Origin of the sequence: Tenacibaculum litopenaei (assembly GCF_964514025.1) — a bacterium.
Taxonomy (GTDB): domain Bacteria; phylum Bacteroidota; class Bacteroidia; order Flavobacteriales; family Flavobacteriaceae; genus Polaribacter; species Polaribacter litopenaei.
In genome coordinates this window covers 374,599-394,825 of record NZ_CAZEQT010000001.1, presented here as the reverse complement: position 1 = coordinate 394,825, position 20,227 = coordinate 374,599, and the positions used below count along the sequence as shown (strand labels likewise).

General features: G+C 39.1%; 14 protein-coding genes. 9 read left to right on the top strand and 5 right to left on the bottom strand.

Going from position 1 to position 20,227, the window contains the following annotated elements; genetic code table 11:
- The first annotated feature begins 2 nt into the window (after nucleotides 1-2).
- From ACKTS5_RS01665 to ACKTS5_RS01635, 7 genes are all read left to right on the top strand, one after another.
- On the top strand, nucleotides 3-1,043 hold the full coding sequence (locus ACKTS5_RS01665) for a VWA domain-containing protein (RefSeq protein ID WP_408042090.1): 1,041 nt from the start codon (nucleotides 3-5) through the stop codon (nucleotides 1,041-1,043).
- Nucleotides 1,044-1,047: 4 nt separating this feature from the next.
- The gene (locus ACKTS5_RS01660; protein WP_408042089.1) at nucleotides 1,048-1,869 is read left to right on the top strand and encodes a tetratricopeptide repeat protein; all 822 of its coding nucleotides are present in this window, start codon (nucleotides 1,048-1,050) and stop codon (nucleotides 1,867-1,869) included.
- Nucleotides 1,870-1,961: 92 nt separating this feature from the next.
- Nucleotides 1,962-3,737, top strand: a complete 1,776-nt coding sequence (locus ACKTS5_RS01655) for a BatD family protein (RefSeq protein WP_408042088.1) — start codon at nucleotides 1,962-1,964, stop codon at nucleotides 3,735-3,737.
- Nucleotides 3,734-4,501 carry an SH3 domain-containing protein gene (locus tag ACKTS5_RS01650; protein ID WP_408042087.1) on the top strand — a complete coding sequence of 256 codons (768 nt, stop codon included), beginning with the start codon at nucleotides 3,734-3,736 and terminating at the stop codon, nucleotides 4,499-4,501. The genes ACKTS5_RS01655 and ACKTS5_RS01650 overlap by 4 nt, the downstream gene beginning before the upstream one ends.
- A 51-nt stretch (nucleotides 4,502-4,552) precedes the next feature.
- Nucleotides 4,553-4,858, top strand: a complete 306-nt coding sequence (locus ACKTS5_RS01645; RefSeq protein ID WP_408042086.1) for a hypothetical protein — start codon at nucleotides 4,553-4,555, stop codon at nucleotides 4,856-4,858.
- 139 nt (nucleotides 4,859-4,997) lie between these two features.
- Nucleotides 4,998-6,530 carry a SulP family inorganic anion transporter gene (locus ACKTS5_RS01640; protein WP_408042085.1) on the top strand — a complete coding sequence of 511 codons (1,533 nt, stop codon included), beginning with the start codon at nucleotides 4,998-5,000 and terminating at the stop codon, nucleotides 6,528-6,530.
- A gap of 132 nt (nucleotides 6,531-6,662) precedes the next feature.
- Complete coding sequence (locus ACKTS5_RS01635) at nucleotides 6,663-7,292, top strand: carbonic anhydrase family protein (RefSeq protein WP_408042084.1); 630 nt, start codon at nucleotides 6,663-6,665, stop codon at nucleotides 7,290-7,292.
- A gap of 44 nt (nucleotides 7,293-7,336) precedes the next feature.
- On the opposite strand, the gene ACKTS5_RS01630 is transcribed toward ACKTS5_RS01635, so the two are convergent.
- The 3 genes from ACKTS5_RS01630 to ACKTS5_RS01620 form a co-directional block, all read right to left on the bottom strand.
- Nucleotides 7,337-9,298, bottom strand: a complete 1,962-nt coding sequence (locus tag ACKTS5_RS01630; protein WP_408042083.1) for a hypothetical protein — start codon at nucleotides 9,296-9,298, stop codon at nucleotides 7,337-7,339.
- 82 nt (nucleotides 9,299-9,380) lie between these two features.
- A complete protein-coding gene (locus ACKTS5_RS01625; RefSeq protein ID WP_408042082.1) occupies nucleotides 9,381-11,627 on the bottom strand; it encodes an inorganic phosphate transporter in 2,247 nt (748 codons plus the stop codon).
- 81 nt (nucleotides 11,628-11,708) lie between these two features.
- A complete protein-coding gene (locus tag ACKTS5_RS01620) occupies nucleotides 11,709-12,593 on the bottom strand; it encodes a metallophosphoesterase (RefSeq protein ID WP_408042081.1) in 885 nt (294 codons plus the stop codon).
- 166 nt (nucleotides 12,594-12,759) lie between these two features.
- Here ACKTS5_RS01620 and ACKTS5_RS01615 point away from each other — a divergent pair, with 166 nt between their 5' ends.
- Entirely contained in the window at nucleotides 12,760-14,844 is a 2,085-nt protein-coding gene (locus ACKTS5_RS01615; protein ID WP_408042080.1) for a M20/M25/M40 family metallo-hydrolase, read from the top strand.
- Between the two features lie 53 nt (nucleotides 14,845-14,897).
- Here ACKTS5_RS01615 and ACKTS5_RS01610 read toward each other — a convergent pair whose 3' ends face one another.
- Both ACKTS5_RS01610 and ACKTS5_RS01605 read right to left on the bottom strand, forming a co-directional pair.
- Entirely contained in the window at nucleotides 14,898-16,208 is a 1,311-nt protein-coding gene (locus tag ACKTS5_RS01610; RefSeq protein ID WP_408042079.1) for a DUF5689 domain-containing protein, read from the bottom strand.
- Nucleotides 16,209-16,234: 26 nt separating this feature from the next.
- Nucleotides 16,235-18,988 (bottom strand): carboxypeptidase-like regulatory domain-containing protein, encoded by a 2,754-nt coding sequence (locus ACKTS5_RS01605; RefSeq protein WP_408042078.1) that lies wholly within the window; start codon nucleotides 18,986-18,988, stop codon nucleotides 16,235-16,237.
- Between the two features lie 167 nt (nucleotides 18,989-19,155).
- On the opposite strand from ACKTS5_RS01605, the gene ACKTS5_RS01600 reads away from it, so the two are divergent.
- Complete coding sequence (locus tag ACKTS5_RS01600) at nucleotides 19,156-20,205, top strand: endonuclease/exonuclease/phosphatase family protein (protein WP_408042077.1); 1,050 nt, start codon at nucleotides 19,156-19,158, stop codon at nucleotides 20,203-20,205.
- Nucleotides 20,206-20,227: the final 22 nt, after the last annotated feature.

The window sequence follows — 20,227 nt, the reverse complement described above, 5'->3', positions numbered from 1 at the left end:
TTATGTACAAGATTGAAGAACCAATATATTTTTATGCCTTTGCAGTGATTCCTGTAATCATTGTCGTATTCTTATTGGTGTTGTGGTGGAAAAAGAGAACGCAAAAGAACTTTGCTTCAGCAAAGCTACTCGCCGTGCTGGCACCAACACATTCGGTATTTAAAGCCACCTTAAAACTCATCGTCTTTTTAATTGGCTTGAGCTTATTAATTATTTCACTGAGCAACCCCAAAATGGGTACCAAATTAAAAACAGTGAAGCGCGAAGGAGTAGATGTGGTGTTTGCACTGGATGTTTCGAGAAGTATGCTCGCAGAAGACATCGCCCCGAACCGATTGGAAAAGGCGAAACAAATAATTTCAAAAATCATAGATAAGTTAGGAAGCGACCGTGTTGGAATCATCATTTATGCCGGAAACGCATATCCACTTCTACCGATCACTACGGATCATGCCGCCGGTAAAATGTTTTTACAAAACGCGAGTCCCGACATGGTTTCTAGTCAAGGTACTGCTATCAACGAAGCCTTAAATTTGGCTAAAACCTACTACAATAACGACGAGCAAACCAACCGTTATTTGATCGTTATTTCCGACGGAGAAGACCATCAAGAAGATACTAAACAGATTGCCCAAAACTTGTCGAACGAAGGTGTTAAAGTATACACCATAGGTGTCGGAACCGCTGCAGGAGGAAAAATACCTCTGAAACTAAACGGTTCGCTTATCGGTCATAAAAAAGACCGCAAAGGAGAAACCGTCATCACCCAACGCAAAGAAGACATCTTACAAGATATTGCCGAAATAGGCAATGGTGAATACATCGATGGGAATAAAACAGAGGTTCCTGTAAATAAAATAGCGACCATCATTGGCAATGCCCAAAAGAGTGAATTCGAAACCAAACAATTTTCAGACTACAAAGATCAATTTCAGTGGTTTTTAGGCTTTGGTCTTTTCTTTCTACTCTTAGACGTGTTTTTATTTGAGAAAAAGACCAAATGGGTACAGCAAATTGATTTATTCAACGAACGAAAAAAATAAAACCATGAAACAACAGCTTAGCATTATCCTGTGTCTTTTAGGGTTTTTCACGAGTACTGCCCTAGTTGCGCAAAAAGATTCCATAGCACTTCAGCGTGAGGCGAGAGCCTTACTCCGAGAAGGGAATAAATTATACAACAAAGAAAAGTTTGACGACGCTTCTATTGCTTATCGCAAAGCTCTAGGAAAAAATGCCAATTACGAGAAGGCAAATTACAATTACGGAAATACCTTATACCAAAACAAAAACTACAAGGATGCCATTGCCCAATATCAAATCACAGCAAAAACGGTAAAAGACAAGATTGCAAAAGCTGAGGCGTACCACAACATCGGGAATGCGATGATGGAGCAAAAGCAATATCAAGGAGCTGTCGATGCCTTCAAAAATGCCCTTCGCAACAATCCTGGTGATGATGAAACGCGTTACAACCTCGCGGTGGCGCAAAAAAAGCTAAAAGAGCAACAGCAACAACAAAAGCAGAAAGATAAGGACAAGAACAAGGATAAAAATAAAAAGGACCAAAACAAAGACAAGCAGGACCAAAACAAAAAAGATCAAAATAAAAAGGATCAGAACAAAGATCAAAACAAAAAAGATCAAGACAAGGACCAGCAAAAAAACAAAGACAACGAACAAAACAAGGATCCTAAAAACCAACAAAACAAAGACAAACAAAAGCCGAAGCCACAACCTGGAAAAATGACCCCAGAGCAAATGAAACAACTTTTGGAAAGCTTAAATAACGAGGAAAAAAAGACCCAAAAGAAGATGAATGTTCGCAAAGCGAAAGGAAGAAAGGTTAAACAAGAAAAAGATTGGTAATACTTGTATATTTGCCCCCCCTGCAATATCATTTCGATAAGGTACTTGTATAACTAATGGATCAATATTACAGTTAAAATAGTTTTTTGCACATGTTACAAATGAGCACTTATACAAAGATATTCATACTATTCGCACTAAGTTTTTTTAGTTTAGGAGCTGCTGCCCAGGATGTAGAACTGAAAGCCTCTGTGAGTAAAAATAAGCTCGGGTTAAATCAGCGATTGAGAATTCAATACGCTATCAACAAACAGGGTGCAGACAATTTTACACCGCCCAATTTCAAGAACTTTAAAGTTGTGGGAGGGCCGAGCCAATCGGTCAGTCAATCGTGGATCAACGGTAAAGAATCTTTTTCACAATCGTATACTTATTTTCTACAACCCAAGCGCAAAGGAGAGTTTAACCTTCCACCTGCAACCATTGAATTCAACGGAAAAACTCTAAAATCAAACGTTCTTAAAATTATTGTGGTCGATGCCGTGGAGCTTCCTAAAAACCCTAACGACCCAGGGTACATCGCTTCACAAAATATTCACTTAGTTGCCGAAATCTCAAAGGCCTCACCATATGTAGGAGAAGGCGTGTACTTAGAATACCGATTGTACTTTAGTCAAAACGTCGGTATTTACGACAATGCCATCACCGAATCACCACAGTACAACGGTTTTTGGAATCAAGAAATAAAACGAAACGGAACAACCGTAAAACAAGGTACTTACAACGGAAAAAACTATCGTTATGCCGTATTGCACAAAGCCCTGTTAATTCCAACAAAGTCAGGTAAACTCACCATAGACCCAATGAAAATGGACATCGTCGTGGCCGTTCCTACCGGGCGTACCGATTTTTTTGGAAACGTGATGACCCGACAGGTACGAAAAGAATTTGCCTCGGCAAAAAAGACGGTTCGCGTTAAAGAACTTCCAACCGCTAACAAACCTGCAGACTTTAATGGAGCTGTTGGAACCTTTGCCTTTGACGTCAACTTAAACAAGCAGCTACTCAAAGCCAACGAAACGGCTGAAATTGCTGTAAAAGTAACAGGAAAAGGAAACTTAAAACTCTTTGAACTTCCTAAAATAACGACTCCTAAGGAGCTGGAAACTTACGAGCCTAAGCGACAAGAAAAGATCAACATTGCGACTTCTGGTTTAAAAGGAAGTATCACTGATGTGTACACCGTTGTCCCTCAATACAAAGGAAAATACAAGATTCCTGCCGTTACATTTTCATATTTCGACCCCAAAGAAAAAGTGTATCAAACCATCACTACAGAAGACATGTACGTCGATGTATTACAGGGGAAAGAGCTCAGCGATAGCACGAGCCCTAGCGTAACTAAAAAACAGGTGACCCTAACAGGAAATGCTTTTGAATACATTCAAAAAACACCGAATTGGCAAGAACGCACACGTCGTCCTTTCTTTAAATCCACTGGGTATTATGTGTTATTATTACTTCCACTTATTGGAATTCCGATAGCCATTTTCTACAAAAAGAAACGCGACGAAAAAGCGGGGGACATCGAGGGTAATAAAATGCGTAAGGCAGACAGATTGGCTAAGAAGTACCTTTCTGAAGCTTCGAAACAACTCGGAAACAAAGAGGCTTTCTACGAATCGTTAGAACGTGCTCTACACAACTACCTCAAGGCGAAGTTAAAAATAGAAACCACCGATATTAGCAAGGAAAAAATTGCCAATATCTTACAAAATAAAAATGTTGATTCGGAAAGTATTCGCTCGTTTATAGCAGTACTCGACGACTGTGATTTTGCTCGATATACCCCTATCGACAACGTTCAGATGCAACAAGAATACGAGAAAGCAAAATTAGTGATTACTCAATTAGACAAACAGTTATGATCAAACAACTATTAACAGTATTACTAGTAGTCTTGACAACTGTACTAGCTGCGCAAGACAATAACGAAAACTTCGCTAAGGCAAATGACCTTTATAAAAAAGGCGACTACCAACAGGCAGCTGCCCTGTATGAAAATATTTTAAAAGGCGATCAAGTGGTTGCCTCAGAATTGTATTTTAATCTCGGGAACTGCTATTACAAACTAAACGAGGTCGCTCCAAGCATCTTTAATTACGAAATGGCACTATTAGTGGACCCGTTGAACCAAGCTGCTGCGAACAACTTAAAAATAGCTCAAAAACTCACTTTAGACCGTATTGAGCCACTTCCTAAAAGCTTAGGGGATCGTTTAGATGCATCGCTACTTGGAAAATTACATTTCGAACATTGGGGAATCTTGAGCATTGTCTTTTCAATTCTTGCCAGTTTGCTCTTTATCTTGTTCTATTTTGCAGATATCAGTACGCGAAAACGGCTGTATTTTATTGGAGCATGCCTCAGTACGTTACTTTTAGGTACAAGCCTGCTTATCAGCTTTCAGCAATACAACAAAACAACGCAAACTAAAACTGCCATTGTATACACTCAAGAGGTTTCCGTAAAAAATGGACCGACTGCTGATTCAGAGGTTATATTCACCCTACACGAAGGCACAAAAGTTCAACTTTTAGATACGGTGGACGATTGGAAGAAAATCAAACTAGTAGATGGAAAAACAGGCTGGTTAAAGTCAAAAACCATCAAAATTCTCGAGAATTTGTAATTTTTTAACATGCAATCGTGGGCTAAAAAATGTATATTTAGGGCTACGATTATGAAAAAACGCGTTTTTACATACTTCTTGCTTACCGTGATGGTGTGCGCAGTTGCGCTCCCCACCTATATCGTATTGTCGCAAGAAAATTGTGAAAACACTCATATTGTTGAAGATTACGACCGTGACACGGATGAGAATGTCGGAGAATTCGAATTAAACTTCTATTTCGAAGATGCCCTAACCATTTCACACCCCGTAAGTCAACGCCGCAAAGAAACAACCTACCTATCAAAAACCTATGCGACGGTTAATCGACGCCTAGAAAATCCACCACCAGAAACTGTACCTTCTTACCTTTTATAGAGTTACTGAATTTCATTCAGCACAGCTAAGGCTAGCTATACACAGTGCTCTCTTTCCTAATTTGCATTAGGAAACCACATCCAATAAAAACAACATTAATTCGCCAATAAAAAATTGAATTGGCTAAAAGAAATCGTACATGTTCAAAACAATTAAAAATGACTTACCTGCTAGTATTGTCGTATTTTTCGTCGCACTCCCCCTCTGTTTAGGGATTGCCCTTGCCAGTGGTGCCCCCTTGTTTTCGGGTCTAATTGCCGGAATCGTAGGTGGAATTGTTGTCGGTGCCATCAGTGGCTCAAAAATAGGTGTTAGTGGACCCGCTGCTGGGCTTGCCGCTATCGTACTTACCGCAATTACAGATTTAGGATCGTTTGAAAACTTTTTAGTAGCCGTAGTACTCGGAGGTGTTTTCCAGCTCATCTTAGGAGCACTGCGTGCCGGTGTCATCGGTTATTACTTTCCTTCTTCAGTGATCAAAGGAATGCTCACCGGAATCGGGATCATTATTATTATCAAGCAAATACCGTTTTTCTTCGGTTATGACAAGAGTGCCGGAAGCTTCTCTCTCGACAACATCAATATGGGGTCAACCCTCGTCGGAATTATAGGGATTGCCATCCTCTTACTCTGGTCACAAGTTCTCACTAAAAAAGCAAAAATCTTCCAACTCATTCAGGGGCCTTTAGTGGCCGTGGTTGTCGGAATCATATTTTACGTAGTTACCCAAGGTAATGAACTACTCGGTATCGAAGCCAAGCAATTGGTAAGCGTACCAGTACCTGAAGACTTGGATTCCTTTTTAGGGCAGTTCACCTTCCCTAATTTCGAAGTAATCACTCAGGGTTCAGTGTGGCTTACAGCCTTTACAATTGCCATAGTAGCTAGTTTAGAAACCCTCTTATGTGTGGAAGCTACCGACAAGTTAGACCCACATAAAAACGTAACTCCGACCAACAGAGAGCTCTTTGCCCAAGGAGCCGGAAACATCCTTTCAGGATTGGTAGGAGGACTTCCTGTAACTCAGGTTATCGTTCGAAGCTCAGCGAATATTCAATCGGGAGGACGCAGTAAGATGTCAGCAGTAATGCACGGATTCTTCCTGTTAATTTCTATTATCCTCATACCGACATTATTAAATAAAATTCCTCTTTCAGTTTTAGCTGCTGTCCTATTTATTGTCGGGTTTAAACTTGCCAATCCCAAAACATTTATCAGCATGTACAAACTGGGGAACAAACAATTTATTCCTTTTATGGCCACAGTGCTTCCTATGGTAATCACAGGTGATTTACTCTTAGGAATTGGACTAGGACTAGCCGTTGGTATTGCTGTAATCTTATACAAAAGCTATCAAAACTCTCACTTCTTACACATTGAGGACAAGAGCAACGGTCAGAATACCATTAAGATGACCTTGGCAGAAGAAGTTACTTTCTTTAATAAAGGAGCTATTTTAAAAGAGTTAGACAGCTTACCTGAAAACTCTTACTTAGAATTAGACGTGCGTAAAACGCGCTATCTCGACAATGATATTATTGAAATTTTAGAGGACTTTGCCCTAAAAGCCAAAGAACGCAATATCAATATTAAATTGTATTCTGAGCGTGGTGCTGTCGAAAACCCAGAGAGTTTTATCGAGTTTTTTAAACTGGACTATAAAACTGCCTAGTCAGAAGGTCGCACGAAACCCAGCAATGATAGATTTTAACTTTACCCCGCAAAGTTTGATTTTTTTTAAGAACTTTAACCAGTTCTTACTATAAGGCATAACAATATTAAAAAGAAAATTAAAACATTTATAATGAGAAACACTGCTATTACCAAAGACGTTCAAAGCACTTTAACTCCTGCTGGAGTATTGGAAGATTTACTGGCTGGTAACGAACGATATACCTCAAATAACCTTACCGCATCTAATGTGAACGACCTCGTTAGTCAAACTACAGGAGGGCAATTCCCTAAAGCGGTAATCCTTTCTTGCATCGATTCACGCGTGCCTGTAGAAATGGTTTTTGATCAAACTATTGGCGATGTTTTTGTGGCTCGTGTAGCTGGTAATTTCGAAAATACAGATATTTTAGGAAGTATGGAGTACTCTTGTGCTGTTGCCGGTAGTAAACTCGTTTTAGTACTCGGTCACGAAAGTTGTGGAGCTGTAAAAGCTGCTTGTGACGGTGTCGAATTAGGAAACATTACCGCTATGCTCGACAATATTGTTCCTGCCGCTAAATTAGCAGCCGAACAAGTAGAGGGTGCAGCAGACTCTAGTAACAAAGCATTCGTGGCTAAAACAGTTGAAAACAACGTTAAACTGACCATGGATCGAATTCGTGAAAAAAGTCAGATTTTGCAAGAAATGGAAGATAACGGTGAAATTAAAATCGTAGGGGGCGTGTATTCCTTAACTACAGGAAAAGTTACTATGTTATAATACAACGCGACTTCAAACCCAAAGAAAAGGATAATGCTCAGGCATTATCCTTTTTGTTTAGGGACTATTTTTAATAGCACATCCTGTTTCTTTATCAATTTGTTAAAAAAGGCTTTCAAGGCAAAATACTCGGTACTACTATAGGCGCTTCTCTCAATGCTCCATTTACAAAAAAGTCGCAATACCCTTCCTTGAACAGCAACATTCACAACCATACTTCCACCCTTATTGGGTAGTTTGATCGCCATATTCTGCGGAATATTTTCAAAAACATATCCTTCAGGAGCGGTCAATTCCAAACGATAAAAATGCTTTCTCGCATAGCCAAAGTCAACCGGATAATCACGCCTTTTCAACTTAAAAGGATTAATGGTTCGCTGACTAATTAAAAAAGGATTGATGGCCATAGCGGCATTGTTTCGTTCTGAGCTTATACGAACCTTAAAGTTTTCTTTGAGTGGCTTCGCTATTTCCTTCAAATTATCCACCTTAAAAGAATCTACTTCTATCGCAGGATATCTACTCTCAAATTCGTCTAAATACGCCTCTTCAGAAACCCTGCTCAATTCTTTTCTCTTGTTCAGTGCTTTATATCCTTTGGTAGTGCGGGTAAGTACTCCTGTAACCTCACCGCTAGCATCTATATCGAGCTTTGCTCGAATACTCTCCGTTGCTACTTTCTTCATCGTAATTTCTTCCCAGAAACTTCCCTTATCAAAATCGAGTACGCGTCCATCTCCGTTAATAGCTTTAAACTGGACCAAACCAAATGGCAGTTGCTTTTCTGTTGCATCTAAATAATACACCTGCCCATCAACAACCACCTTTACTAGTAAATAATTAAACTCATTAATAATTGGGTGGAGCTTGGTAGGAACCGCTCTGTTTCTGGTAGACGACAATACTAAATACGTTTCAATATCTGCTGCTTTTAAAGCATTGAACAACGACAAATTAATATCGAATACATTTCCCGTCTTTTCAGCAAAGGCTCTTTTAATTCGTACCTTTTGAGAAGGCCAATACTTTCCATTCCAAGTATAGTGCTCTTTAATGTACCCATACACCTCCTCAGCCCTCGTTAAAGGATTCTCAACCTCCAGTATAGAAGAGGGCATATTGCGTTTAAAAAAGCCTTTTTTAGAAACCTGATTATCCAGAAAATCTCTACGCAAACGACTGTCGGCATGTTTCCACGTTTTGGCGTACTTATCAACACGGCCGTCAGCATGGGTAAAAGAACTCAATACAAAAGCCACTTTCGATTTAAAATTCTCAGCACTGAGCATGTGCTTCTCCTCTTCAAAGGCTGGAATATTCGCTATTCCATACTTTAAAACGACACAATCACCCATACCCAATCCGGGCATATACACACAATTTTTACGAACCTTCACCTCGTTGGTGGTCAAGGGTAAATAACCGACGCTTCTAATCTTGTACTTCCAATTCCCCAATATAGCAGCAGTAAATTTGCTTTTTACTTTCGGAATATCACTTTGAAAATACCAATCATCAATTTTGGAATAAGGACTCGTAATCGAATAACGGTATTCTATAACACTTCCGACTTTGATATTAGGCATGGTAAACGTCACTTCACGCCATTTTGAAGTAAGCTGTTTCTCGTAAATTTTATCTTTTACAAGAACAGTTTTTCTTACTTGGCCTGCTTGGGTTAGGTTGTAAGTACTTCCCTTTATCCCATGCACTTTTTCATCACCGTAAAGTTGGATACTAACAGTAGCCTTATCGGCCCCTTCTTTGGTCAGTATTTTAACCTTGTGATAATAATCAGTAGTTTTTTTAAACTTTCGTTTTTCATCTACGTAGTAGTTACCGTGCTCGTAAAGAACTACAGCCCGTGCGGTGCTATCGGCTGGATACACTTGTAACGCGAGTTCTTTTTTAGTAACCTGATTCAATTTCGAAGATAGGGAGCGCTGCCCATAGGCAACCATCCCAACTATCAGGGACAAGCATGCCCCTAGCATTTTTCTTTTCATAGCGTGATATATAAATAAAAAATCCTCAAGTAAGACTCAAGGATTTTTATATGTTAATTACAATTTATTTCATTCCAAAACCTTACATCTTAGTGCTTACGTGGAACTCTTCATAGGTCTCCAACAACTGCATTAATCCAGAAACTAAATCTTGTGTTTCGATTAAAATACTAAAGTACAAGGTGGTATTCTTCGGACTGGTTTCGTCTGTTCTAATACGATCAACCTGACGCTCGATAGACGAAGAAACATCCTTTAAAAGCTCTCGCTTTTCGTTGATAATCTCACTGAGATCATCAAAACTTCTATTTTCAAAAGTCGCACTAATTTTAGCCAACAAACCAGAAAGTGTGTTATCTATTTCCTTTAAATCTTTTAACTGCCCTTTCTTTAAGTTTTTATGGTTGTTATTTACGTGTTTATACGTAGCTCTCGAAATATAGCTAATCGACTGTGCAACGTCTTGTAAATACCCTAAAATAAGGATGTAAAATCTACTCGCCTGCACTGAGGTATCGTCTAACGACTTAATAAAATAAAATACGCCGTCCTTTAGGCTATCAATTTCATCATTTAACTTTGTAACGTGCTTGTCCGTTTTACGCAATTTCACCAAATCGTGATTTGCCAAATCGTTCACTACGCTTGAATACAATTTGTTTATTCGGGCAGCAACTTCCGCAATGTGGTCAGAGCTTTCCTCAATTACTCCGTTAATAGAAATCAACTCAGCACGCTCTACAAACATTTGCTTCTTTTCTTCTTTCGCTTTTCGCGAATACATAATGCTTGTACGCACGAGTAATCCGATAACCAACAACAACAACACCGGAATCATTTCTTGGTGCCAGCTAATCAAGTAGGCAACGATTCCTGCAGCCGTAAAAGCTACAATCGCCGTTAAAAACCATCCACCGATAACGTTGAATACACCAGCTACACGGTATACTGCAGACTCGCGTCCCCAAGCTCTATCCGCCAAAGAGGTACCCATAGCCACCATAAAGGTCACATAAGTAGTTGACAACGGCAACTTCATAGAAGTAGCGATTGAAATCAACACACTCGCCATAATTAAGTTTACAGAGGCACGCACCAAATCAAATGCTGGAAGCTCGTAGGTTTTATCTTTAGGTAATTTAATTACCGGTTTTTCAAACTTAGAATTGATATAAATCTGTGTCTTCTTAGGAATTAAAAGATTTATTCCTGCGTTGGTAAACATCGCCAAACGCACCACTACTCTCGATAAATTATTCGGCTGAAACTTTTCTTGTCCTTCTCCTTGACGCGATAAGTTAATCCCTGTTTCAATCACGGCTCTCGCCTTTTTAGAAGACCAAAGTGTTACTACCATGATGAAACCAGCTAACAGTAACAACCAAGTATTAGAAGGAACTTTCTGAGCCAGTACTCCCATCGTAAATTCATTCGCAGCCTTCCCTGAAGCACTCCAAGCATCGTATGAATTCAAGGCTGCAATAGGCACTCCAATAAAGTTTACTAAATCATTTCCGGCAAATGCCATGGCTAACGAAAAGGTACCTACTGCAATAATGGTTACCAAGACATTAATCTTAAACACCTTGATTAACATATACGACACTCCTGACCAGAGTACGAAAGAACCTGCTATAATAGCTGCTGTATTTCCTTCGAGTAACCCTTTTAAATTTGCATAAAAAGGCGTTCCTTTCAATCCTTTGATAATGATAAAGTACGTTATTGCAGTAATGGCAAAACCACCAAATAGCGCACTGATATACACGGGTCTTTTCTCAAAATCAAATGAAAAAATCAATCGCGAAAAATACTGAACAATGGCTCCTACTGTGAAGGCCACAATGACGGAAATGACGATTCCTAAAATAATTTCTATCGCCTTTTCATCATTGATATACGACCAAATATCACCAATTGTCTGCGTATCACTTGCCGATATTTTGATCAGCGCTATAGCTACTGCAGACCCTAACAATTCAAATACTATGGACACCGTTGTTGACGTCGGCATCCCCAGTGAATTAAACACATCCAACAATAAGATATCCGTTATCATTACCGCCATAAATATGTACATGATTTCTTCAAACATGAACATATCCGGATTAAATATCCCTTTCCTCGCTACTTCCATCATTCCACTTGAGGTTACTGCTCCGAAAAACACCCCCACACTGGCAATAATCATAATAGTTTTAATCGGTATGGCCTTTGAACCGATGGCCGAATTCAAAAAGTTTACGGCATCATTACTCACACCCACCACTAAATCTAAAATTGCTAGTCCTCCTAAAGCAACTAGCATCAAAATAAACGGATCTCCCATTCCTTGTTTTTAATTTAACCCGACAAATTTAAGAAATCGCTACTGATTAATAATATTAATTTAATGTTATCAACAAAGTTTTTATAGATAATGCGTTAAGGAGGTAGGTCCTTCTAACACCTGCCTTGTTATCTTCATGATTCCTTGGGCATTAGTTTCTAAAAACCATTTGATCAGCGTAATTTCGCCTCCTTCAATTTCCAAGCCGGTAATACACCTCGGATGCACGCAACTTCCATCGTTAAAATGCGGCAATTCTGTAGTACCCGGAAAGCGTGGCCGGTGCGTATGCCCTGTGATAATCATCTGGTTATTATTGGCTTTAATCCATTTTTCCAAGCGTCTTTCTACTTTTATAAGTTCTCTAAAATTCTGGGCGGGACTCGTTGGATCTTTAACCCCTAACACCTGTAAGGGCCTCCATAAATAACGTACCAAAAACTTACTCAAACGCCAGAAATTATAATTAAACCAATCGGCTTGGTGTCCGTGAAGTAAAAATATAGAGCGCCCATCTTCACGTTCCAGAACAAGGGCTTCTGAAAAAGAAGCTCCAATCATCAACTCTTTATCTTTATCATCTATCGTATCTCTGTAGTAATGCAAATTTCTTTCGACGGCCTTCGGATTTCTATACGCCATATCGTGATTGCCCCAAACGAAATGTAAGCGATTGGCCTCGTGGAATTCTTTTAGCAGTAAATACACATCCTTATTAGCATCGAAAATTGCCTGGAAAGAGTTTTCCCATAGTTCATCACCATCACCGAGTTCTAAATAGGTAAATCCTTCTTGTTTGTAATGTGATAAGGCATGAAGATACAACTTGCGATTCCTCGAAAAATCATCAGCAAAACTATTATCACCTCGATGGCAATCGGAAAACATCACGTATCTAGATGCGTCGGTAAGAGGTAATTTCTTTGCTTTTTTAAAAGCACGTGTTAATCGTCGGTTCGATGACATAGGCCCATTTTTTTACTTAACGAGCCTAAAAATAAATAATTCGAAGTAAACGGAGTATAACACATCAGAATTAACCTCTTATAAGAAAACGACTTACCTACTCAAAAACAGTAACTTATACTAAAATTTTAGTATTTTTATTAAGATTAATTTAAACCCTTCTAAAATGAAAACAACTCAAGTAATACTGTTCGCAGTATTTTTGTGCTTGTGGAGCCTTCCCATGCACAGTCAACAATCACAATTTTATGGTACCATAACTACCAAAGACGCCCAAGTACTGAGAAAATTATCTCCAAAAGACATTGAAATTCTCCATACGGAAGGAGAGTTTAGCGCTGTAAAACTCAGCCATCACGCCGCTGAAAAGCTTCATCACATGATATTGACCCACGGTCCTGGATTTATCTACGAACCTTCGAAAGATGCCGCAATCAAAACCATTAAGGCCATGCGATTACGCGGCAAACAACCGAAAATGGCTGCCTATACCATTTCCGAACAAACATTGGTAAATCAGGCCATCGGGCAGGTTAACAACAGCAATATTGCGGCTCATATTCAAACGCTCGAAAACTACGGAACGCGCTATCACACCACACAAAAAGCACGACAATCCGTGTTGGATTTAAAGCAAAAATGGGAAACCATGGCTACAGGACGCAGCGATGTAAGCGTCCGTATTGTAAATCACAACAGTACCAATATGCCTTCAGTGGTTATGACCATACAAGGTAAAAACAACCCGAATGAATACGTAATCATCGGAGGTCACATTGACTCGGTAAGTCCACAGCGGGAAACCAATGCTCCTGGGGCTGATGACAACGCCTCTGGAATTGCCACAATTACCGAAGTCGCCCGAGTGTTGTTGAACATGAACTTCAAACCTAACAGAACCATTGAATTCATGGCCTATGCTGCCGAAGAAGTTGGTTTACGAGGATCTAAAGAAATAGCACAAGACTACAAAAACCGAAATGTAAACGTATTGTCATATGTGCAATTCGACATGACCAACTACAAAGGTTCGAGCAGTGATGTTTATATCACCGACGACAGCTATAACAGCAGTAGTTTAAACGCTTTTCTAGTGCAGCTCATGGAACAGTACAACAAAACCGGGGCACATCAGTTTAGCTATGCATATACGCGATGTAACTACGGATGTTCCGATCATTACAGTTGGGCACAACAAGGCTTTAATGCCGCCTTTCCTTTTGAAGCTTCGTTCAACGATTCTAATCCACATATTCATACCGTAAACGACACGTTTGACCGTTCTCCTACCGCGAATGCCACCCACGCCGCTAAATTTGCTAAACTGGGCTTGGAATACCTAATTGAAGTCGCTAAAAATGAGGGGAGTGTTACCCCTCCTCCAACGACAACCTATTGTAGTTCAAAAGGAGATAACGTTTCGGACGAATATATACAAAAGGTCGTAATGGGGAGTATTTCTAACAGTTCTGGAGCTACCAATGGCTATCAAGACTTTACAAGCCTCACTACTGATATTGCGCAAGGAGCTACTCAAAATATCAGTATTACGCCTAAATGGACAGGGTCGCAATACCGCGAAGCCTATAGTGTATGGATAGATTTTAATCAGGATGGTGACTTTAGTGATAGTGGCGAACAGGTATGGACCAAGGCGGCCTCTACAAGTAGTCCGGCAACCGGAAGTTTTACCGTTCCGAGCACGGCCAAACTAGGAAAAACCAGAATGCGCGTCAGTATGCGTTACAACAGCCTACCCAGTGCTTGTGGGAATTTTAACTACGGAGAAGTTGAAGACTACAGTGTTACGGTAAAGGAAGGTAGTGCACCGGTAAATAAATGCGATGGCGTGGCTGCCTACAATGCTGGAACCAATTACCAAGTGGGCGACAAAGTGGTTTACAATAACACCTTATATCAGCGCAGTGCTACTGGCTGGACAAACTTGGGGTCTTGTACAAGTGCAAAGAGCCTTGCTACTGGTACTTTTGATTTCCTCGTCAACGATGCAGCGGTACTCCAATTTTCACCAAATCCAGTGAAAAACGACGAAGTCAATATCAAAGTCTTTAACGAACTGTGGCAACACAAGGCCTTACTCCTGATCAACAATCAAGGAAAAGAGCTCCTTAAAATCAAGCTCAGTAAAGCACAACAAAAGATATCACTAGCCAAACTACCTCCTGGGGTATACTTCTTCACCTTAGAGCACAGCGGAAAACAATACACGCAAACACTACTGAGAGAATAAACTAAAAAAGCCGAGCATCTGCTCGGCTTTTCTTACAATTTTAAATATATCAATTACTTAGCAGCAACTTTTACATTATCAATTTCAAATGTAGCAGCTCCTGAAGTAGTAGACACGTATTTGAACGCTACGTATAACTTTCCTCCTGCAGCAGCAGAAACGTCTACGTTACCTGACCCAGTCCAAGAAGTCCAGCTTCCTGTATTTGTATCTAAGGTCGGATTTAACTTAGTCCAAGTATTAGCAGCATCATTAGGGTTTCCTCCGTTGTAGTTGGTAGAGAAATACACCTCGATATCTGGACCACTGTATCTCTTAACGCTATCAAAAGTTAAGATTGCTCCAGTAATTCCCGTTAAATCGATTGCTTTGGTAATCATCCAATCCTCGTTTTCTTTAGCTCCGCTAGAGAATCCTGAGATTTTTGCACTTGGCTTTGGGTTTCCAAAGTTTACGATTTCCCATGACTGTGCTCCTGTAACATCTTGCATAGTCCATTGGTTAAAGTTATTCGCTGAAAAGTTTTCTTCGAATAAAGGATCACATCTGTTTTCAGTTAAGTTAACATCCTTAGTATCACGGATGAATAACTGTAAATCAGAACGGTATTTACCAACAACAGCTGTTACAGTACCTTTGTTATTAGAGATAGACTGTCCTTTAAAATCAGCAAATCCACTGTTTCTCATGATGATAGTAGCATCGTCAGCACAGCTCTTAAACATTCTATTTACAGAGAATGTATTGTTGATGTTTGCATAGGTTTGATCCTTATCAACAGTTTGCATATCCTTTAATTGGATTAACATCCCGATGTGAGTATCTTTAATATCGTTAATACTAGCGAGCTCAACTGGCTTAACTTCTGCTACTTCTGTAGAGCGGAAGATGTGCTTTTTGTACTCTGTAGAAGTGATTCTTTGCACGTCAGTACCGTTGATAACACCGATTTCTAATACACCGTTGTTATCGTGCATTCCCAATCCGTTTAACTTTACGATTACTTTTCTTCCTACTTCGTAGAAATTGTATAAATCAAAACCGTCCACTGCGATTTGGATCGCCGCTGTTGGGTTTACTGGTTTGTCTTGGATGTTTAACACTTTGTAGAAGTTTCCTGCTTCATCACTAGATACTACGTATCCTTCGATTACCATGTCACCTCCGTTGCTCACCTTATTGAAATCTACGATTCCGCTTCCGGTATAAGCACTCTTAATTGATTGAATAGTATTGGTAACTTTGATTGCAGGTTCTTGTACTTTAGTATCTGGAATACTGTAATCGTTATTATCTACACAGGCAGTAGCTGTTGCGAATAAGGCAGCTAAAGCAGCTATTTTAAAAATATTTTTTGTTTTCATTTTGATGATTCTTTCTGTTGCGTTTATTAAAATCTAAAATAAATATTCATGAAGTAGGTAGTTCCTCTACCGTACCAATATTTATTACCAAATACCGGAGTATTTAAGTCAGCATCAGCTTTCGCTGTTCTATAGTTCGCGCTTCTTCCTTGCTCAAAACCTCCCGACTTGTACTTTTGGTCGAGAATATTGTTAATACTTGCAAAAAATCCAACATAATACTTTCCTACTTTCCACGATTTTCCACCTACCGCGTTCAACACGATATAGCTATCAAATTCTTCTTGTGCTAATAAACGTCTTGCTACTGCAGGATCGTAATCAGAAAATTGAACACCGTCAGAATCTAAGGCAAAGTTAGAAGTTCTCTTTAATGGCGCTACATCTACAAAAGTATCGTCTAAGTAGTTTGCAGTTGCACCGAACCACCAGTAGTCAGGATCGCGGTATTCGAAACCAACCGAATACGCTTTCTGTGGTCCTGAAGCTACGCGATAATCTTTTAAATACGCAGTAGTGCTAGGTAATTGTAACCCTGCATCAGACGTTAAATAAATTGATGGGTTATTGTTATACGTGTACTGACCAATATTCGCAGCACCTTTTAACTTCAAGGTTGGCGTTACTTGTGCTTCTAATCCTATTTCCGCTCCGAAATGTCTTTTCTCGATTCCAGTCAATACTTCTTGTACGAAAGCAGTGTTATCTCCTCCAATACCATCAGCGAAGAAGAATGAAATCTCCGTAGCGTCTTTGATACCAGTATAGTACCCTGTAACTTTCGCTTGAATCATTGGTGTTCTTAAGATATAACTCGCATCAAAAGACATGATTTTTTCGCTTGTTAAATTTAAAACGGTCTCGTTATTTTCTCTTGGGTTAGAGAATGAATTACGAACAGTTGGTGCTTTTGTTAAGTACCCTCCGTTAAAATCTAATAAATGACGTCCTGAAATTTTATACGTAAATCCAGCTTTTGCACCGAAGTTTGTAAACTCTAACTTTTTTGATTTACCAAAAGAATTGTTTGCAAAGGCACCATTTTGGTATAATCCCTCACGTTGATGAGAAGTACGCGAAACGTCTCCTGCTACATAAAAATCAACTTTGTTGTACTTGAATAAAGCTTGTGCAAATCCGTTGTACACTTCAGAATTAATTCTGTAGTTATACCCAAAACGATCTCCAACACCTACCAAACGGTTCGGGTTTCTCAAATCACTTTGCTTTTGATCCAAAGTTGCACCAAAAGTATCTACATCTAAAAATCCGCCACCACCTAATAAATCGATGATGCTCGCAAAGTTCTCAGAACGCAATCTGCTGTACTGAGCCTTACCGATAAGTGTTATATTATCGTTAATTTCTGTATTAAAAATGGTATTTGCAGTAAACTGCTTGTCGTCATTTCTATCCTCATATAATACGTACTTTGAATTGGTACTTTGAGAACCTGCTAAGTTTTGACGAATCATATCGTCCCAATCTAACTGACCATCGTTCAAGAAATTTTGCAACAAAGCGTACTCATTTCCTGTACCGTTGCGCAATGCGTAACTCGGTAACTTTTGATAATACGTAGGATCAGGGTTTGAACCTCCTCCAATTGGCAATCCGTTTACTAAACGCGCACCGTTAAAATTGATACGGCTATTTCCAATTTGTCCAAACTGGTAAGATACGTTGGTATTTAAAGTAGTAGCTTCACCGATGTTCCAGTAGTGGTTTAACATCACGATTGGCTCGTATAAATCACGGATACGAGAGTTTCTCATTTTTCCGTTTTGGTATCCCCAATACGGGTTGTACTTGATTCCTTTTAAATCGTACACCTCGTCGGTATTAGGAGATGATTTTCCTCTTTTATTTTGCGCAGCCATCACTGTTAAGTTCAAACTGTGCTTATCGCTAAATTGCTTTTCAACAGCTGCAAAAATTGAATTAGCATCGTAAAAAGTTCCATCGACGAAACCTTCGTTTCCTGCTCTTCTACTTCCTGAAACAGCAATAGCCCATCCGTTTTCTAACAATCCTGAAGTATAGGTACCCATAATACGGTGTACGTAACTTCTGTTCGATGATGCATAAGAAATTCTAGTTCCTTTTCTGTACTCAGATGCTCTGGTACTGATGTTTGTAGATCCTAAAACGCCACCAAAAGTGTAGTTAGAAGGCGTTAACCCGTTGCTAAATTCTTGATTTCTCAACACGTCATTTAAACCACCCCAGTTACTCCATTGTGGTCTTCCGTTGTACAACTTATTCATTTCGATTCCGTTGATCAACACTTTACCATTCTCTGAATCCAATCCGCGGATTCTATAAAATGATGAACTCCACTCAAAAGCAGCTGTTCTTAAGTATACGTCACGAGACGATTGTAATAATCCCGAAATGTTATCAGCAGCACTTGTATCATCATTTAACTCATCATCAGTTAAGTTAATCGTACTTAAATCACGATCTTCAGAAACATCCTCAAACAACATGATAGTACCTAAGTCTACGGTTTTTCCTGATAATAAGACTGGGAAGTTTTGGGTTTCATACCCCTGTAATGATACCACTACAAATTGACGTCCGTTAGGTAAATTCTCCAAAACAAAACTACCGTCTGCTCCAGTAGTTAGGTTTATCCCTACTTCTTTTACGCTAACCGAGACACCTTGTAGAGGACTTTCAGAATCGCCATTAATAACGACACCTTTTACAATGTTCTGCGCGCTTAAGCTCAAGGTAAAAGCCAGCATTAAAAACATTGTTACTCTAAAATTTCTCATAAAATATTGGTTATAAAATATTTGATTAATCCCTTTTCATCAACAAAAAAGGGAGGCAAAATTACAAAATTTTTAACACCCTAACATTAAATTATTGTTACGAAATTAACTTTTAAATATATATGGTTTAATTTTTGTATTATTTTTGCCGAGTAAAATTAGATAGAATGAAGAAAACAATTTCCTTTTTAGTATTAAGTCTAGTGTTATCTTTTAGTTACGCACAGCGCAATGGTAAGAGTTATAAAATTCGCACTGTTGCCTTCTATAACTTAGAAAACTTATTTGATACCGAAAATGACACCGAGAAGAACGACGAAGCTAGTCCAATCATGGAAATGGGAGGCGACCGTGAGAAAGTTTATCAAGATAAACTCAAGAAACTAGCGAGTGTTATTAGTCAGCTAGGAAAAGAAAAAGCAAAAACCAGCCCAACCTTATTAGGTGTTGCTGAAATTGAAAATAAAAAGGTGCTTACCGACCTAATTAATACAGATGCTTTAAAGAAAAAGCACTACGGTATTGTACACTTCGATTCGCCAGATAAACGCGGTATTGACGTTGCCTTATTATACCAAAAGCGTTATTTCAAGCCTGTTCACTTTGAAGCGATAGATCCAAAAATCTACAGTAACGGAAGAAAAGTATACACGCGTGATATTTTATTAGTTTCGGGATATTTGGATGACGAATTAGTACATGTAATCGTAAACCACTGGCCATCACGACGCGGTGGAGAAGCAAAAAGTAGACCTTTACGTGAAAAAGCGGCAGCCCAAGTTGCTAAGATCATTGCAAAGATTAAGGAGACCGACCCTAATCCGAAAGTATTGATCATGGGAGACTTTAACGACGACCCGATCAACTCGAGCTTTAAAAAAATCCTGAAAACAAAATCAAAAAAGAAAAACGTAACCAAAGAGGACATCTACAATCCTTATGAGGATATGTTCCGAAGAGGGTTTAACACCTTAGTGTACCGAGACAACATCAATTTGTTTGACCAAATTATGTTTACCTATCCACTATTAAACAAAGGAAATAATGATTTTTCTAGTTTTAAAATGTTTAAATCTGGAATTTTCAACAAGCGTTTCTTAACTCAGAAAAATGCGCGTTATAAAGGCTATCCTTTCAGAAGTTTCTCTAATGGAAAATACACAGGAGGATACAGTGACCACTACCCAGTATATCTGTATTTGATCAAAGAAAAATAATTAAAAAGAGGCTTGTTAAACA

Bases quoted from the DNA above. Each gene is read 5' to 3' on its own strand.
- ACKTS5_RS01665 (WP_408042090.1), top strand. From the start codon at position 3: ATGTACAAGATTGAAGAACCAATATATTTTTATGCCTTTGCAGTGATT.
- ACKTS5_RS01660 (WP_408042089.1), top strand. From the start codon at position 1,048: ATGAAACAACAGCTTAGCATTATCCTGTGTCTTTTAGGGTTTTTCACG.
- ACKTS5_RS01655 (WP_408042088.1), top strand. From the start codon at position 1,962: ATGTTACAAATGAGCACTTATACAAAGATATTCATACTATTCGCACTA.
- ACKTS5_RS01650 (WP_408042087.1), top strand. From the start codon at position 3,734: ATGATCAAACAACTATTAACAGTATTACTAGTAGTCTTGACAACTGTA.
- ACKTS5_RS01645 (WP_408042086.1), top strand. From the start codon at position 4,553: ATGAAAAAACGCGTTTTTACATACTTCTTGCTTACCGTGATGGTGTGC.
- ACKTS5_RS01640 (WP_408042085.1), top strand. From the start codon at position 4,998: ATGTTCAAAACAATTAAAAATGACTTACCTGCTAGTATTGTCGTATTT.
- ACKTS5_RS01635 (WP_408042084.1), top strand. From the start codon at position 6,663: ATGAGAAACACTGCTATTACCAAAGACGTTCAAAGCACTTTAACTCCT.
- ACKTS5_RS01630 (WP_408042083.1), bottom strand. From the start codon at position 9,298: ATGAAAAGAAAAATGCTAGGGGCATGCTTGTCCCTGATAGTTGGGATG.
- ACKTS5_RS01625 (WP_408042082.1), bottom strand. From the start codon at position 11,627: ATGGGAGATCCGTTTATTTTGATGCTAGTTGCTTTAGGAGGACTAGCA.
- ACKTS5_RS01620 (WP_408042081.1), bottom strand. From the start codon at position 12,593: ATGTCATCGAACCGACGATTAACACGTGCTTTTAAAAAAGCAAAGAAA.
- ACKTS5_RS01615 (WP_408042080.1), top strand. From the start codon at position 12,760: ATGAAAACAACTCAAGTAATACTGTTCGCAGTATTTTTGTGCTTGTGG.
- ACKTS5_RS01610 (WP_408042079.1), bottom strand. From the start codon at position 16,208: ATGAAAACAAAAAATATTTTTAAAATAGCTGCTTTAGCTGCCTTATTC.
- ACKTS5_RS01605 (WP_408042078.1), bottom strand. From the start codon at position 18,988: ATGAGAAATTTTAGAGTAACAATGTTTTTAATGCTGGCTTTTACCTTG.
- ACKTS5_RS01600 (WP_408042077.1), top strand. From the start codon at position 19,156: ATGAAGAAAACAATTTCCTTTTTAGTATTAAGTCTAGTGTTATCTTTT.